The sequence below is a fragment of the Leptotrichia wadei genome (assembly GCF_007990445.1).
In the GTDB taxonomy this organism is placed as follows: Bacteria; Fusobacteriota; Fusobacteriia; order Fusobacteriales; family Leptotrichiaceae; genus Leptotrichia; species Leptotrichia wadei_A.
The window spans coordinates 1,428,990-1,444,945 of sequence record NZ_AP019841.1; the positions used below are offsets into that span (position 1 = coordinate 1,428,990).

Here is a 15,956-nt window from a genome sequence, read left to right on the forward strand (position 1 = left end):
GAAAGGTGGAAATAACTGTTGATTTTAAATATAAGGTGCAAACAGCTAATTATATTTCAAATGGGGCCTTTGTTGGAGCGAAAAGAATTTTAAAATAGAGGATAGCTTTTATGATGAGATTTTGCAACAAAAAAGTTATGAGAGTAATTTAGCAAGAATAAATGTAATTACACAAGAAGGAGTAAGATAGATGTTAAAAAAAATAAAGGATTGGATAGGAACGAATTTAGATGTTTACAAAGTTGAAAGTGCAAACGATGTTGGTGCTGGATTGGTTAGGCATATTTGAAAGGTGAAGAAACAGCAACTCAAGTTGGGACAACATTGTCAGCACAAGTCATGAATGATTTACAAAAAGGGTTGGTGCATACTCTAGATACAATTAGAACTGTTGGAACTAACAAAGATATCTACGAAGTTGCATTGACTGGAATCGAAGAATTTGGTGTATTTGACGGATTAAAATTGTTAATTAGAATTGATGGAGAAAATCAGTTTGAGGATGTATTTTTAAAATTAGGTGGTGCAGAATATCAGATCTATCAATTAAAAAATAATATGTTAGATAAGATTGACAAAGGGATTTTGAAAGACAAAAAGGAATATTTGCTCAACTTCAAAAACAATTCTTTTGTTTTATCAGATAGCACTTTGTACGGATCACAAAAAGGAACGGCATTGGAAGGAAATCGGTTAGCTGAAATTCTAGGATTACAATTCGGCGGAAACATACAGGACATTGGCAATAAAACGAAAGGTAAGTTTTATTATGATAATGTTATGAAATTCTATTACGAATGTATTGAAGACAACAGTCTGACATACAACGATTCAGGGAAATTCAGGGCGATAAGTAATAAACCAATTTCCGATAAAGTGGAAAATTTATCCAAAGTTCAGCAAGCGAGACTTTACGTTCATGCAGAAGCAATTGGTGCTGGAAGAACTACATGTAATATTGTAGAAAAAGTTGGGAATATTGTAACCATCATCTTTGACAGTGGTAATGCATTAAGTGGGATTAATGATGGTACTGTCATTTTCCAAGTTCCAGACGGATTTAAGCCCAAGACATTTCTTTCGGTTAATGCATCACAGTACAACGTCTCCAACGGAGCGGTTTACATTGAACCTAATGGGATTGGTAAATGGAAAGGCGCAACGGTTAATTCTGCTAGTATTATTTTTCGGTTAGCTATATTGTTTAATAAAGTCAATAAAATCAATAAATATTTTTCAAAATTCTGTATAAATTCATAAGTTAGCACAGAATAAAATCAAAAAAAAAAATAATAAAATAGGAGTGATAAAATGGCAGTAATTTACATTTATTTAATCGCAACAATGGAGTGTATAGCACGACCGACAGTTACAACAGCAGAGGAATTTAAAAAAAATCCGAACTTGTTTTATCCTGACTGGAATGAAGAAACTATGAAATTCTCAACATCTTTACTTTCAAATCCAACTTTGGACAAAAAAACTGGAGAGTTGAGAGAAATGACAGAAGTGGAGAAAATAAAAGCTGGTAAAACAGTTTTAAGCGATGGAAATTATTTGGATGAGGTTAGTGAAACAATAGTTACAATCGCAAAACCAAATGACTGGAGTATCTGGGATAAAAATGGCAATACTTGGAAAGTCGATAATGATTTACTGAATAAAAAATTAAAAGAGTTAAGGGAAAAAGCATTAAAAGACTTAGCAGAAGCTAAATTAAATTTTTTAAATCAATCTCTCGAAATCGAAAAAGATGGTAAAAAATACACATTTGAAAATAACGAAAGAAATAGAAACAGCTTATCGTTAAAAATGTCGCTAATGTGGACTTTGGAACAAGATAAAATCGAGAAAGTAAAAGTGCAAAATGATAAAAAATGGTTGAGTTTATTGAATTGGACAGCCCCCGAATTAAAAGTTTTGGCTAAAAAAATTCAGGATATTTTAGAAATTGCTGACATGGCAGAGCAAATGGCAGTAGTTGGAATCAGCAGATACACTATTGAACAAATGTTGGATTTAAACGTAAAAGATTTTTTCAAAATTAAGAGGAGTGATTTGAATGAATATAGAAAAATTGATATGCACAGAAATAGAATTGGATGGTAAAAAATATAAAGTTGTTGGAGTAAAATTTGAAGAAGACAACATAATATTGAATGTTGAAGAAATAAAGGAAGTGATGTAGATGAATAGATTTGAAAAATATTTGATTATTTACTAAAAGTTGAAGGTGGATACTCAAATGATAAATATGATGCTGGAGGAAAAACAAAATACGGAATAACTGAAGAAGATGCAAGAGACTTTGGATATAAGGGAGATATGCAAGATTTAACAATAGATTTTGCAAAAAATATATATCTAAAAAAATATTACTTAGGAAACATGCTAGATAAAGTTGTAAATGACAAAGTGGCTTTATCTATATGCGACTGGGCTGTAAACAGCGGCAGAAATGGAACAAAAAACGCACAGATTGCTATAAACCAATTGACAAATGCAAATCTTGATGTGGACGGAATAATCGGAAACAAAACATTGGAAGCATTAAATTCGGCAGATCCTGAAAAATTTTTGGAAGTTTATCATAATTTACAAAGAATTTATTACAAAGGAAAAGTTGAAGCTGACAGAACACAAGAAAGATTTTTTGACAGGTTGGTTAAACAGAGTTCAGAGAAAGGAGGAGTATTTGAAAGATTGGGATAAGGAAAATGTAGGGACTGAAAATAAGAAATATTGAAGTAATGAAAGCTGCAATTGAAAACAGTCCGTATGATTTTAGAATTACGAGTGGAGCAAGAACAACAGAAGAACAAAAAGCATTATTTGCGTTAGGAAGAACTAAACCAGGGAAAATTGTAACATATGCCAATGGTGTTACTTCAAAATCTAATCATCAAATTAAAAGTGATGGATTTGGACATGCAGTTGATATATTTTTAACAGGAGTTTATGAAAACGGAAGTTATCGAAAATTTTCAGAACAGGAAGGTTACGATGTTAAAAGATTGAAAGATGTTGCAGATCATATCTTGGCAGTTGCAAAATCCAAAAACATTAACATCGGATGGGGTGGAAACTGGAAAAAGAAAGATACGCCACATTTTGAACTAAAATAATGTGCAAATGGCTTGAATACAAGCTGAATTTGAACGTTAAAAATAATTTTGGATAAATAGGTTGGCTAGCAAGATAAAGTTTGTTGTATAGCTTGCTGGATAGCTTAAAATTGATGTTAATTAAAATAAGAAAAGGGAGAGATAAAAATGGATAAACAGTTACAAGTAATTTTAATAGGGATGTTAGTGGATTTCACTAGAAAAGAAATACTAGAAAAGGAGATAATCTTTGGGGCTAAAAAAGGAATAGAAAACTAGAAGCTGTTAAAAATAACTTTTGGAAAGTTTAAGGAATTTGTAAAAAAGGCACAGGAGATAAACAACCCATACATTCCTGATGATATTGAGAGCTTTACTGAAGATTTATTACTGAAAGGTGCTGAAGCACTTGAAAAAACTGTAAATGTGGATGAAATAATACACAAAATACTTGGAGAAGAAAAAACAGCAATAGGAATATAAGGAGCATAATTAATGATAGAGGACTTAAAAGTAATAATAGACAATCACGGACTTTTCTTATACTTTTCTTTTCAGGAGTGCTGTTTGGAGTAGTGGCACAGAAGATGGTAGACAATCAGCCAGTAAAACCATATGTTAAGCGTATAGCCGTCGCTGGAATGACAATGGCGATTGCTCTATCCCTTAATAAAGTGGTGGGTCATTTCAACGCTGGGTTTCTGTATCCGTGGAGTCCTGTCTTGGGATTTTTCGGAGAAGCTCTGCTAGAAACAGTAAATCAGAAAAGATATGGTATAAGCACTGGATTTTTGGAACTTTTACTGGAAAAGTTTGGATTTGTGAAGAAACGGAGTGATAAAAATGAAAACATATCACAGAAGTCGTAAATTTCTTATAGTAATGTTAGGGTTAGTTTTTTTAAACTCAGTTCTGACATTAAAATTAAGAGGATATCAAAGAAAAGAAAATTTGACAATGATAAAAACAGAATTAAGGAATAAATATCCTGAGCAGCTTTTTAGTTACATAGAAGAAAATCAAAAGAGAGGATTTGTATCTTTTGATTGGGACTAATGCAATAGTCTTAATCATGATAGTGGGATTTGATCGTTTCGGAGTTTTTGAAGAAACAGATGAGACTGTAAAAGCTAATAAGAAAAAAATAAAAAAAAAGAATAGGAATATTTATATAGGGCAGTCGTAAAGATTGCCCTGTCTTTTATTGACTAACTAAGAAAGTAGTGATATAATTAGTTATCAACCTATCTGGAGGATCTCTATTGAAAATAATCATAAATGTAGTAGTATACTCTGCATTTTTATCGATGCATATGAAAAAGGAAGTACTTTTATGAAGATGATTTTTAATTTAGGGAATGGTGCGGTATGAGGGAGTTTCAGGTAGAAAAGTTGACAGCACCATTAATCCCTCACCAGTAAATAAGAATTTTAATATATATTAGACAGTTGATTGACTGTCTTTTTGTAGTTGTAAAAGTAAAAGAATGATGTAAAATAATAAAGAAAATGAAATAAAGGAGTTGGTCAAAATTTGTATCAATAAGATAAGTGAGGATATTGTAAAAGATTTTAAAATAGATGGGAAAAATGAAGATTTAAAATATTATGAGGACGTTTTCAATGTGAATGATTTTATTAAACAAGAAAAATTTTAATTTTAGGATATAAAGGCACAGGAAAAACATATTTTTAAAAAAAAGTAAGAGAAATTAAAGAAGAAAATAATTTTAAAATTATTAATTGCAATATGGAAAAGTTTTATCTTATTTTGAATAAATTAGATAAAACTAAGATAGAAAATATAAGAAAAGAATTAGATATGATTTGGAAATTTATGATTTTTATTGAAATCTTTAAGAGAATAAAAGATGAAAAATGAATGGAGAAAATAGAAAAATCTTAAGTTAATAAATAAATTTTTGCAAAAAAATAGTTTTCTTTTGAACCTATCTTCTGATAAGATAATAAGTAAAATTATAGAAAGAGAAATCGAAACACAAATTGAAACCAATTTACTTGAAAAATTATTTTCTACTATAAAAAATAGATTTAATTTAAAAGAACAGAAAAGTTCTGTAAAAGCAGAATACTATGATTTTTTGGAAGATTTTGAAGAAAAAACATCATCAATTTTGAGTGAATGTACATTTGGAATAGGAATTTTTTTGATGAATTGGATTCTAAGTTTGAAAAGGTACTGAAAATGAAAGAATATTACTTTCGTTATTAGAAGAAACCAAAAGATTAAATTATGAATATGAAAATCTCGATATTTTTGTATGTTTGAGAACAGAAATATTTGAATTGTTAAATTCTCCTGATTTAAACAAAATAAAAGAAGATAAATCAATTACCTTTAAATGGGATAGACGGACCTTATTAAAAGTAATAAAAAAGAGACTTGGAGAAGACAATGAATCTGACTCTGAGTTTATAAAAAAATATTTTGAAAGTAACAAAAAAAGAATAAATTTAAAAAACAATAAAAAGAAAATAGAAATTTTTAAATATATATTAAACAAAACGAGATACAGACCAAGAGATGTAGTTGCATTCTTTAAATATGTTTTTGAAAATAATCCAGAAATCCCTATAATTAATGAAACGTTGGATAAAGAATATGGTTATTCCAATTATTTGTATCAAGAAATCAAAAATGAATTATCCGGATTTTATGATAATAGAAAAATAGAGGATATATTCAATAAAATAAAAAAATTCAATAAGAGTGCTTTTATCATTAAAGATTTTTTAAAAGAAAATAGAATAGATAAGAAGCAAAAAGAGTTTTATTTGAATTTTTTTAAGAAATTATACGATTTAGGTATTATAAATATTGTGCAAATACAAAATGGACATAAGGAAAATATTTTAAATTATAATATTGATGGTTCATATTTATTAGATGAAAAATGTTTTGTAGCAATAAACTACGGATTAAGAAATCATCTAAAATTATATAATCCAGATAGCAATAATTAAAAAATGCCTTGCAATTCTAAGCGGCTGCTGAATCACAAGGCGATATACTAAAAGTATTTATCAGTTTTATTTATGTTTTAATTATAGCATATTTTCTTAAAATGTCAACCAAAAAACAAGAGCCAATTAAGGCTCTTCTTCAATTTCTTTTATTATATTTTCAATTTCAATTTTTAATTCTTTTAACTCTTTAAGATCCATTTCTTTTAGAACTTTTATTTTAAGTTCATTTAAATTTTTAATTTCTTTTTCTTTGATTTTTTTCATTTTAACTCCATTGCCTTTTCAATTTATCTGTGATAAAATGAAAGTGTAGTAAATATGTTTATAACTCTAGCAATACTGCGAATATTGTTAGAGTTTTTTAGTGCAAAATTACAATATACGCACAATATACAAATTAAACAAGAAATATTGATTTTATAGGTATTTGAATACTGTTAAAAATTCTCAAAAAGATAATTGTATTTGTATTATTTTATATACCCTTGGAAACACTGGTTTTCAGGGGTTTTTATTTTACGAAATTTTATTAAAGCTATTGAATATTTTTTTAACAAAAAGATAGCAAGAAGTCTCCGACTTCTATAAGTGGGAGATGAATTGCTTTTTTTTATTGAAAAAAGGATACATCCATGATATAATTTTTGTATAAAATATCGAAGAGAAGTTATAAATAATAAAATTTCTAAAGGAATAATTAGAAATAATATTCAAAATCAAAAGGAGGTGTAATTTTATGAAATATAATTTAGCATTCAAATACAGAATTTATCCAAATAAAGAGCAGAAATTATTGATAAATAAGACTTTTGGATGTGTTCGTTTTGTTTACAATACGATTTTGTGTATCGCTAATAAAATTTATGAAGAAACTGGAAAAAATAAAATAATTACACCTGCCAGTTTGAAAAGTGAAAATCAATTTTTAAAAGAAGTAGACAGCTTGGCACTTTCAAATGCTCAATTGAATGTAAAACGATCGTTTACAAATTTTTTTCAAAAGAGAGCAAAGTTTCCAAAGTTCAAATCTAAAAAAAATAGTGTCAAAAGTTATACGACAAATTGTGTGAACAATTCGATACGAATTGAAGAAAACAAATACTTGGTTTTGCCAAAATTGAAAAAAGTTAAATTAAAATATCATAGAGAAATACCGAAGGATTACAAGATAAAATCAGTAACATTGACAAACAGTAATGGAAATTACTATGTTTCTATTTTGACGGAATTTAAAAAGGAAATTCAAAAGGTAGCTAGTAATGATAAAGTAACAGGACTTGATTTTTCAATGTCTGAATTATTTGTCAGTTCTGAAAACCAAAGAGCTGATTATCCAAAATATTTTAGGATGTTGGAAGAAGAATTGAAAAAATTACAGAAATCATTATCGAGAAAAGTGAAATTTTCTAAAAATTGGTATAAGCAAAAAGCGAAAATATCAAAATTGCATGAGTATATCAAGAATTGCCGAAGAGATTTTTTGCATAAATTGTCGAAAAAATTGTCTGAAACATATAATGCTGTGGTTGTTGAGGATTTGAATATGAAAGGGATGAGTCAGGCATTAAATTTTGGTAAAAGTGTAGGAGATAATGGCTGGGGAATGTTTTTGAAAATGCTTGAGTATAAGTTGATGTTTTTAGGGAAACAATTTTTTAAGATAAATAAATGGTTTCCGTCATCGAAAACTTGTAGTAGATGTGGAAATATTAAAGAGGAACTGAAATTATCAGAAAGAAGTTATAAATGTGAGTGCTGTGGGATTGAAATTGATAGAGATTACAATGCGGCACTGAATATAAAAAACATTGGAAAAGCGATGTTGGAATATTAAGAAAATAAAAGAAAACAGGGCAGGGACTGCCCGAAGAGCTTGGTAAATATATTTGGCTAACAAAAGCAGATACTTCCCAAGAAGCTCTCGCTTCTAAAAGCGGGAGTAGTTCACATTAAGATATACTATAATAAAATAAAAACTAAATCTACAGATCATAAAACTTTAAGAAGCTAGATAAGCTAGATAAGCATATTTTTTTGAAAGAAGGGATAAATAATGATAAAATTAATTGCAATTGACATGGATGGAACTTTGCTAAATGAAAAAAAACATATTGACAAGGCACAAAAGGAAGCTATTCACGAAGCGGTAGAAGCAGGAATAAAGATTGTACTTTGCACTGGCAGACCTTTATATGGAATTTTGCCATTTTATGAGGAACTTGGATTATCAGAACTTGATTCAGAAGGATATGTTATTTTAAATAACGGCTGCTCTATTCATAAAACAAAAGACTGGGAACTGATTGACCAAGTAAATTTCACTTCTGATGATATTGATTATTTACATAAATTCTCTGAAGGTTATGATATAAATTTTACTTTGGTAAATGACTATTATTATTTCAACATAGGCAGAAAACCTACAGATGAGCTTATTACAGATGCTGGATTTGTTTTTTCAGATATTACAAATATAAGTCTTAAAGAAGCAAAAAATGGAAAACATAAAATAATAAAAATAATGTTCCTTGGAAATCCTAACATAATGGCAGATTTTCAAAAAGAAAATGAAAATATTTTAAAAGATAAATATAGCAGTGTGCTAAGCCAGCCTTATGTTTATGAAATACTGCCAAAGGGAAATAATAAAGGAACTGGATTGAAAAAACTTGCGAAAAAACTGGGAATTAAGCAGGAAGAAATAATGGCAATTGGAGATGGAAATAACGATATTGAAATGTTTGAATATGCAAATTACAGTGTTGCAATGGAAAATAGTACAGAACTTGCCAAAAAGGCTGCAAAGTATCAAACTGACAGCAATGAAAATGATGGCGTAGCAAAAGCAATTAGAAAATATGCCTTGAACAATTCAAATTAATATTAGAATTATAATAAAATAAATTTCATTAAAAAAGAAATTAAAATAAAAATTATGAATATAATATAACCAAAAAACAGTTAGTCATAAAAGTTTTAAGGTTATATTTTTTTATAACCCGTTGATATTTCAATTTTTTTATAGTACAATATATGAGAGTTATATTTAATAATAAAACTTAATGATTCTTTCAAAAAATATTAAAAAGAAAGGGCTAAATTTTATGAAAATTAAGGAAATAAAAGAAAAAATCAAAATTGGAATAGATAAAATTGGTTTTGCAATGCCAAAATATTTTCTCGATATACGGGATCTGGCACTTGGACGGAATGAAAATGAAAATAAGTTTGTAAAGGGGCTTATGCAAAGTGAAATGAGCATTTCAACAGTTACAGAGGATATTGTGTCTCTTGGAGCTTCTGCCGCTGCACAGATTCTTGACGAGGAAGATAAAAAAAATATTGATATGGTTATTGTTGGAACAGAATCTGGAGTTGATCAAAGCAAGGCATCTGCTGTTTTTATTCATCATCTATTGAATATTCAGCCATTTGCACGATGTATCGAAATTAAGGAAGCCTGCTATGGTGCAACTGCCGCACTGAGTTTTGCAAAAAATTATATTGAAAAAAATAACGACGCTTCTGTTCTTGTAATTGCTTCAGATATTGCAAGATATGGAATTGACACTCCTGGGGAATCTACACAAGGTGCAGGAAGTATAGCAATGTTAATAAAAAAAGATCCAGCAATCGCCGTAATAAATGATGAAAACGTATGTCAGACACGTGACATAATGGACTTTTGGCGTCCAAACTACTCGGATTTTCCATACGTAGATGGACATTTTTCAACAAAGCAGTATCTTGACTGCCTTACAACGACATTTGAAGAATATAAAAAAAGGTATAATCAGAGTTTAGATGATTTTGATGCCTTCTGTTTTCATCTTCCATTTCCAAAACTTGGATTAAAGGCAATTAATTCAATTTTAGAGAAAAACATTGAAAAAGAAATAAAAAATGACTTTCTAGAAAAATTTCACGCTTCAATAATCTATGGAAAACGAGTTGGAAATATCTATACTGGCTCTCTTTATCTAAGTTTGCTGTCATTGCTTGAAAATTGCGTGAATTTAAATGGTGGTGACAAAATTGGGATGTACAGTTATGGAAGTGGCGCTGTTTGTGAATTTTTTAATCTAACTCTTGTAGAGGGATTTAAAAATCACTTGCGATGTGATAGGTTAAATGACTTTGAAAATAGAAAACAATTGTCAATGGAAGAATATGAGAATATGTTTTTTGAAAAAATAGTTTTAGATGAGGAAGGAAACTGTGATTTTTCAAATAATAAATTTATTCAGGAAAGTGATAATTCATTTGTTCTTGCAAAAATTGAAAATCATAAAAGAGTTTATAAAAAATTAAATGAATAAATTAAAATTATTATGAAGCGACTGAAAGGAATTAATCTTAAACTATGAAAAATGAAAATAAAGAAAAAATAAAAAAATTAAACTGGCTTGGATTTCAAAAAAAGGAACGGCTTGAAAGAATACAGATGTTAAAGGAAAATGGCTTTTTAAGTGATGAATTTGAACAAATTTTGAAAAAGAACGAAAACTTGCCGCTTGAAACTTCAAATCAGATGGCTGAAAATGGAATTGGAACATTTGCTTTACCGTTTAGCATTGCTCCAAATTTTATCGTTGATGGAAAAGACTATGCTGTTCCAATGGTTACAGAAGAGCCTTCTGTTGTAGCCGGATGCAGTTATGCAGCTAAAATTATTGGAAAATCTGGCGGTTTTACGACAGAAATTTTGAACAGAAAAATGATTGGACAAGTTGCATTGTATGAGATTCTGGACTTTGACAATGCTATTTCAATGGTTTTGGAAAATAAAAATAAACTTTTGAAAATTGCCAATGATGCTTATCCGTCAATTGTGGCACGTGGCGGCGGCGCAATTGATATTGAAGTTAGAAATATTGATGAATTTTTGGTTGTTTATCTGATTGCCGATGTGAAGGAGGCTATGGGGGCAAATATTTTAAACACAATGCTTGAGGCTATAAAAACTCCGCTTGAAAACATTACAAACGGAAAAAGCCTAATGGCAATTTTATCAAATTATGCGACTGAATCTCTCGTAAAAGCCAAATGTGAAGTAAATATAAAACTTCTTAGCAGCTCAATGGAAAAGTCTATTGAAACTGCAAAAAAAATCGAACTTGCAAGCAAATTTGCAAAACTTGATGTTTACCGTGCAACAACTCATAATAAAGGGATTTTCAATGGAATTGACGCTGTGGTAATTGCAACTGGAAATGACTGGCGTGCGATTGAAGCTGGCGGAAATGCATTTGCTGCAAAAAATAGCAAATATGAAGGGCTTACAACTTGGACTTTTGATGAAAGTGAAAATAAATTAAAGGGCGAACTTACTCTTCCAATGCCGATCGCAAGTGTAGGCGGCTCAATAGGGCTAAATCCAAGTGTAAAAGCTGCATTTAATATTTTGGGGAATCCCAATGCGAAAACTTTGGCAAGTATTATCACTTCTGTTGGACTTGCTCAAAATTTTGCTGCAATAAAGGCACTCGTTACAACTGGAATACAGCATGGACATATGAAATTGCAAGCTCGTTCTCTGGCATTGCTTGCTGGTGCTAAAGGAAAGGAAATTGACATTGCCGTAGAAAAACTTTTGGAAAGCGGAAAAAGTATTAATTTGGAAAATGTAAAGGAAATTTTGGAAAAAATAAAATAAGTAAAAAAAGAAAGAGGTAGTTAATCGCTACCTCCATTTTTTAATATTATAACCTAAATTATTACATCATTCCTGGCATTCCCATTCCACCTGGCATTCCACCAGCTGGTGCTTCTTCCTTTTCATTTCCAACTGCAACTTCTGTTGTCAATAATACTGAAGATACTGAAACTGCATTTTGGATTGCAGAACGTGTTACTTTGGCTGGATCAATAATTCCAGCTTTTACCATATCTACATATTCTTCTTTTGCTGCGTCAAATCCTATTCCATTTTCAGAATTTCTTACTTTTTCAATTACAACGCCTGCATCAATTCCTGCATTGATAACAATTTGTCTAAGAGGTGCCGATAGCGCTTTTTTCACAATTTCCACTCCAAGCCCTTCTTCGCCTTCCAATTTAAAGTCTTCAATATCTTTTGCAATTTGAATTAAGATTGTTCCTCCTCCTGGCACGATTCCTTCTTCCACAGCGGCTTTTGTCGCATTCAAGGCATCTTCAATTCTTAATTTTCTTTCCTTCATTTCAGTTTCAGTCGCAGCCCCAACTTTTATTACAGCTACTCCGCCAGATAATTTTGCAAGTCTTTCCTGCAATTTTTCTTTATCATAGTCAGACGTTGTTTCAGCAATCGCATTCTTAATTTGCCCAACTCTTGCTTGAATTTCTTCTTTTGCTCCCAATCCATCTACGATAACTGTATTATCTTTAGTAATTCTAACCTTTTTAGCTTGTCCTAATAAATTAATATCAGCATTTTCAAGTTTTATTCCCTTTTCTTCAGAAATAACTTCTCCACCAGTCAAAATTGCAATATCCTGTAACATAGCCTTTCTTCTATCTCCAAATGCAGGAGCTTTTACAGCGGCCACATTCAATGTTCCACGAAGTTTATTTACAACAAGAGTCGCAAGTGCTTCACCTTCCACATCTTCTGCAATTATCAACATCGGTCTTCCAGTTTCAACTGTCTTTTCCAAAACTGGCAATAATTCTTTCATATTTGCAATCTTTTTATCTGTAATCAAGATAAATGGATTATCCATTTCCACAACCATTCTTTCAGAATCTGAAACCATATAAGGTGATAAGTATCCATTGTCAAACTGCATTCCTTCCACAACTTCTAAAGTCGTATCCAAAGAACGAGCTTCTTCCACAGTAATAACTCCAGATTCTCCAACTTTTTCCATAGCTTGCGCGATTAATTGACCAATTTCCACATCTCCTGCTGAAATCGCCCCAACTTGTGCAATTTCTTCATTTGATTCAACCTTTTTAGCTCTTTTTGTAAGTTCTTCAATTACCTTTTTAGAAGCAACTTCCATTCCACGTCTTATAAATACAGGATTTGCTCCAGAAGCTACCATTTTTAGCCCTTCCTTAATTAAAGCCTGTGCCAGTACAGTCGCAGTAGTTGTTCCATCTCCAGCCACGTCATTAGACTTTGTAGCCACTTCCTTCACAATTTGCGCACCAAGATTTTCAATCGGATCTTTAAGCTCAATTTCCTTTGCGATTGTAACACCGTCATTTGTAATCATCGGTGCTCCAAATCCTCTATCTAGCACTACATTTCTACCTTTTGGTCCAAGTGTAATTTTCACGGCATCAGCCAATGTATCTACTCCAACTTCAAGCGATTTTCTCGCATCTTCATTAAATTTTATTATTTTTCCCATTTTTAATTTCTCCTTCTAAATTTTGTAAATTTTTTATTATGAAATTTATTATTTATATTTTTAGATTTACCAAATTCATTATTCAACAATTGCTAAAACATTATCTTTTTCTAAAATCAAGTAACTTTCATCTCCATCTTTAACTTCTGTTCCAGAATATTTTTCAAAAATTACTTTATTCCCAACTTTAATATCCTCAACTTTTGCCCCAATCGCCAAAACTTCTCCTATTATCGGCTTTTCCTTAGAAGCAGTCCCTGGCAACACGATTCCACTTTTTGTAACTTCTTCCTGTTCTGTCTGTTTTATTAAAACTCTTTCTCCCAATGGTTTAATTATCATTTTGTCCTCCTAAAGTCATTTATTTTCATCTTTTTATATTTTTTTAAATAAAAATTTCCGAATTTATATTTTGAAAATTTTAGCACTCTATAACTTTAAGTGCTAACAATATAATAATACATTTTTGAAGATTTTGCAAGCCTTTTTTTTAAAATTTTTATTTTTATTTTGTATTTTATAATAAAATGCCCATAATTCCTGAAACTATTAAAAAAATTTTTAATTTTTTGCTTAAAATATCCACAAAGAATTCTCCTGTTACTTTATATAAAAAATAATTTTTAAAAATAAGTACAAAAACTGTAAAAGTATGGTATAATAATATATACAAAAATTTTTTTAAATAATAAGTATAAATTAAAATATAAAAGTAAAGGAAGGTAAAATAAAAAATAATGCAAAAATTTGAAGATTTTGGATTAAGTATAGAAATGCTTAATGCTTTGAGTAAAAAAGGATTTGAGGAGCCAAGTGAAATACAAAAACTGGTAATCCCTGAATTACTAAAGGAAAGAACACATTTAATAGGACAGGCGCAAACAGGAACAGGAAAGACTGCCGCATTTGGTATCCCAATTTTAGAAACAATTGAAGCGGATAAAACAGTTAGAGCCTTAATTTTAGCACCGACAAGAGAACTTGCCAATCAAGTTGCTGATGAAATTTATTCATTAAAGGGTGAAAAGGACTTAAAGGTTCTTGCAGTTTATGGTGGAGCTTCTATTGAAAATCAAATAAAAAAATTAAAGTCTGGAGTTGACATTGTCGTTGGAACACCTGGGCGTGTTATGGACTTAATGAGAAAGAAAATCTTAAAAGTTGATCAACTAGACTATTTTGTTCTAGATGAAGCTGATGAAATGCTTAACATGGGATTTTTAGAAGATATTGAAGCAATTTTGGAAAAAACTAATGATGAGAAAAAAATGCTATTCTTTTCCGCTACAATTCCAAAAGCAATTATGGCTATTGCTAAAAAATTTATGCCAGAACATAAATTATTAAAAGTTGCCAAAAAAGAACTTACAACTAATTTGACTGAACAAATTTATTATGAAGTTAAACAAGAAGATAAGTTTGAAGCATTGTGCAGAGTTTTAGATTATGAACAAGATTTTTATGGAATTGTATTCTGCCGTACAAAATCAGAAGTTGATGATGTTACAAATAAATTGAAAGCTAGAAACTATGATGCTGAATGTATTCACGGAGATATTACTCAAGCTCTTAGACAAAAGGCTCTTGATTTATTCAAGAAAAAAATATTGACAATATTAGTTGCGACAGATGTTGCTGCACGTGGAATTGATGTAAGCAACCTGACACATGTTATAAACTACTCTATCCCGCAAGAAGCTGAATCTTACGTTCACAGAATTGGAAGAACAGGACGTGCTGGACAAAAAGGTGTAGCAATAACTTTCGTAACTCCAAGAGAAGCAAGCAAACTTGCTCAAATTAAACGTATTACAAAAACAGAAATCAAAAGAGAACATATTCCAAATGTTGAAGAAATTTTAGAAGCTAAAAAAGAAGCGCTGCTTGCTTATGTGGATGAAATTATAATGGAAAACGACTTTGACACATATTCAGAACTTGCCCAAAGGCTTATGGATGGAAGAGATGCCAAGCAGGTTCTAGCCTCTGTATTAAGACACGTTTATGAAGATGAATTCTTGCCTGAAAACTATAATGAAATAACAGATGTAAAAGTTAAAATTGATGATAAGACAAGATTATTTATTGCTCTTGGAAGTAAAGACGGCTATAATGTTGGAAGATTGCTTGACTTGTTAAACAAAAAGGCAAAAACTCCAGGAAGAAAAGTAAAAGATGTAAAAATTATGGATAAATACTCTTTCATAACAGTGCCATTACAAGAAGCAGAATACATAATGAGAGCTTTGAATTCCAAAAAAGATGCAAAACCGCTTGTTGAAGAAGCTACTGGAAGTAGAAACGGCGGTGGAGAAAAATCTGGTAAAAAATCAGACAGAAGAAGAGACAGAAAGGGAAGAAAAAAATCTTCTGACAAAAAATCTGGTAAATCTGGTAAAAAATCAGATAAATCTTCTAAAGGTAAAAAAGATAAAAAAACAAGAAAAGTAAAAAAATAATATAAAAAACAAAAAAACTCAGAAGATAAACTTATTTTCCGAGTTTTTTATTTTTTCTAAATATT

The 15,956-nt window shown here is 30.2% G+C and carries 17 protein-coding genes; 14 read left to right on the top strand and 3 right to left on the bottom strand.

Annotated elements, in window-relative coordinates; translation table 11 throughout:
* The first annotated feature begins 285 nt into the window (after window positions 1-285).
* The 9 genes from FVE74_RS11945 to FVE74_RS06905 all read left to right on the top strand — a co-directional run bounded on the left by FVE74_RS11945 (window position 286) and on the right by FVE74_RS06905 (window position 6,089).
* The gene (locus FVE74_RS11945) at window positions 286-1,260 is read left to right on the top strand and encodes a hypothetical protein (protein ID WP_232053896.1); all 975 of its coding nucleotides are present in this window, start codon (window positions 286-288) and stop codon (window positions 1,258-1,260) included.
* 51 nt (window positions 1,261-1,311) lie between these two features.
* Window positions 1,312-2,109 carry a hypothetical protein gene (locus FVE74_RS06875; RefSeq protein ID WP_232053897.1) on the top strand — a complete coding sequence of 266 codons (798 nt, stop codon included), beginning with the start codon at window positions 1,312-1,314 and terminating at the stop codon, window positions 2,107-2,109.
* On the top strand, window positions 2,063-2,188 hold the full coding sequence (locus FVE74_RS12140) for a hypothetical protein (protein WP_269447643.1): 126 nt from the start codon (window positions 2,063-2,065) through the stop codon (window positions 2,186-2,188). The genes FVE74_RS06875 and FVE74_RS12140 overlap by 47 nt, the downstream gene beginning before the upstream one ends.
* Window positions 2,189-2,205: 17 nt before the next feature.
* Window positions 2,206-2,712: a glycoside hydrolase family 108 protein gene (locus FVE74_RS06880; protein WP_232054107.1), complete on the top strand. Its 507-nt coding sequence runs from the start codon at window positions 2,206-2,208 to the stop codon at window positions 2,710-2,712.
* Between the two features lie 38 nt (window positions 2,713-2,750).
* A complete protein-coding gene (locus FVE74_RS06885; protein ID WP_147003832.1) occupies window positions 2,751-3,125 on the top strand; it encodes a M15 family metallopeptidase in 375 nt (124 codons plus the stop codon).
* A gap of 554 nt (window positions 3,126-3,679) precedes the next feature.
* Window positions 3,680-3,973 carry a hypothetical protein gene (locus tag FVE74_RS06890; protein ID WP_232053898.1) on the top strand — a complete coding sequence of 98 codons (294 nt, stop codon included), beginning with the start codon at window positions 3,680-3,682 and terminating at the stop codon, window positions 3,971-3,973.
* A complete protein-coding gene (locus FVE74_RS11950; protein WP_232053899.1) occupies window positions 3,948-4,160 on the top strand; it encodes a hypothetical protein in 213 nt (70 codons plus the stop codon). Before FVE74_RS06890 ends, FVE74_RS11950 begins: the two co-directional genes overlap by 26 nt.
* 887 nt (window positions 4,161-5,047) lie before the next feature.
* Window positions 5,048-5,308: a hypothetical protein gene (locus FVE74_RS06900; RefSeq protein ID WP_147003833.1), complete on the top strand. Its 261-nt coding sequence runs from the start codon at window positions 5,048-5,050 to the stop codon at window positions 5,306-5,308.
* Window positions 5,309-5,318: 10 nt separating this feature from the next.
* On the top strand, window positions 5,319-6,089 hold the full coding sequence (locus FVE74_RS06905) for a P-loop ATPase, Sll1717 family (protein ID WP_420028889.1): 771 nt from the start codon (window positions 5,319-5,321) through the stop codon (window positions 6,087-6,089).
* A gap of 126 nt (window positions 6,090-6,215) precedes the next feature.
* Here the strand turns inward: FVE74_RS06905 and FVE74_RS11565 are convergent, their stop codons facing one another.
* The gene (locus FVE74_RS11565) at window positions 6,216-6,356 is read right to left on the bottom strand and encodes a hypothetical protein (protein ID WP_172617459.1); all 141 of its coding nucleotides are present in this window, start codon (window positions 6,354-6,356) and stop codon (window positions 6,216-6,218) included.
* 472 nt (window positions 6,357-6,828) lie between these two features.
* Here FVE74_RS11565 and FVE74_RS06910 point away from each other — a divergent pair, with 472 nt between their 5' ends.
* The 4 genes from FVE74_RS06910 (at window position 6,829) to FVE74_RS06925 (ending at window position 11,748) form a co-directional block, all read left to right on the top strand.
* Window positions 6,829-7,926, top strand: a complete 1,098-nt coding sequence (locus tag FVE74_RS06910) for an RNA-guided endonuclease TnpB family protein (protein WP_147003835.1) — start codon at window positions 6,829-6,831, stop codon at window positions 7,924-7,926.
* A gap of 219 nt (window positions 7,927-8,145) precedes the next feature.
* Window positions 8,146-8,973, top strand: a complete 828-nt coding sequence (locus tag FVE74_RS06915; RefSeq protein WP_147003836.1) for a Cof-type HAD-IIB family hydrolase — start codon at window positions 8,146-8,148, stop codon at window positions 8,971-8,973.
* A 223-nt stretch (window positions 8,974-9,196) separates the two neighbouring features.
* A complete protein-coding gene (locus FVE74_RS06920) occupies window positions 9,197-10,411 on the top strand; it encodes a hydroxymethylglutaryl-CoA synthase (protein ID WP_232053900.1) in 1,215 nt (404 codons plus the stop codon).
* Window positions 10,412-10,455: 44 nt separating this feature from the next.
* On the top strand, window positions 10,456-11,748 hold the full coding sequence (locus FVE74_RS06925) for a hydroxymethylglutaryl-CoA reductase, degradative (RefSeq protein WP_147003837.1): 1,293 nt from the start codon (window positions 10,456-10,458) through the stop codon (window positions 11,746-11,748).
* 61 nt (window positions 11,749-11,809) lie between these two features.
* Here the strand turns inward: FVE74_RS06925 and groL are convergent, their stop codons facing one another.
* Together groL and FVE74_RS06935 are read right to left on the bottom strand one after the other, a co-directional pair.
* A complete protein-coding gene (gene groL, locus FVE74_RS06930) occupies window positions 11,810-13,432 on the bottom strand; it encodes a chaperonin GroEL (RefSeq protein WP_147003838.1) in 1,623 nt (540 codons plus the stop codon).
* A 78-nt stretch (window positions 13,433-13,510) separates the two neighbouring features.
* Entirely contained in the window at window positions 13,511-13,774 is a 264-nt protein-coding gene (locus FVE74_RS06935) for a co-chaperone GroES (RefSeq protein ID WP_010129626.1), read from the bottom strand.
* Window positions 13,775-14,169: 395 nt separating this feature from the next.
* Here FVE74_RS06935 and FVE74_RS06940 point away from each other — a divergent pair, with 395 nt between their 5' ends.
* Window positions 14,170-15,891 (top strand): DEAD/DEAH box helicase, encoded by a 1,722-nt coding sequence (locus FVE74_RS06940; protein WP_147003839.1) that lies wholly within the window; start codon window positions 14,170-14,172, stop codon window positions 15,889-15,891.
* Window positions 15,892-15,956: the final 65 nt, after the last annotated feature.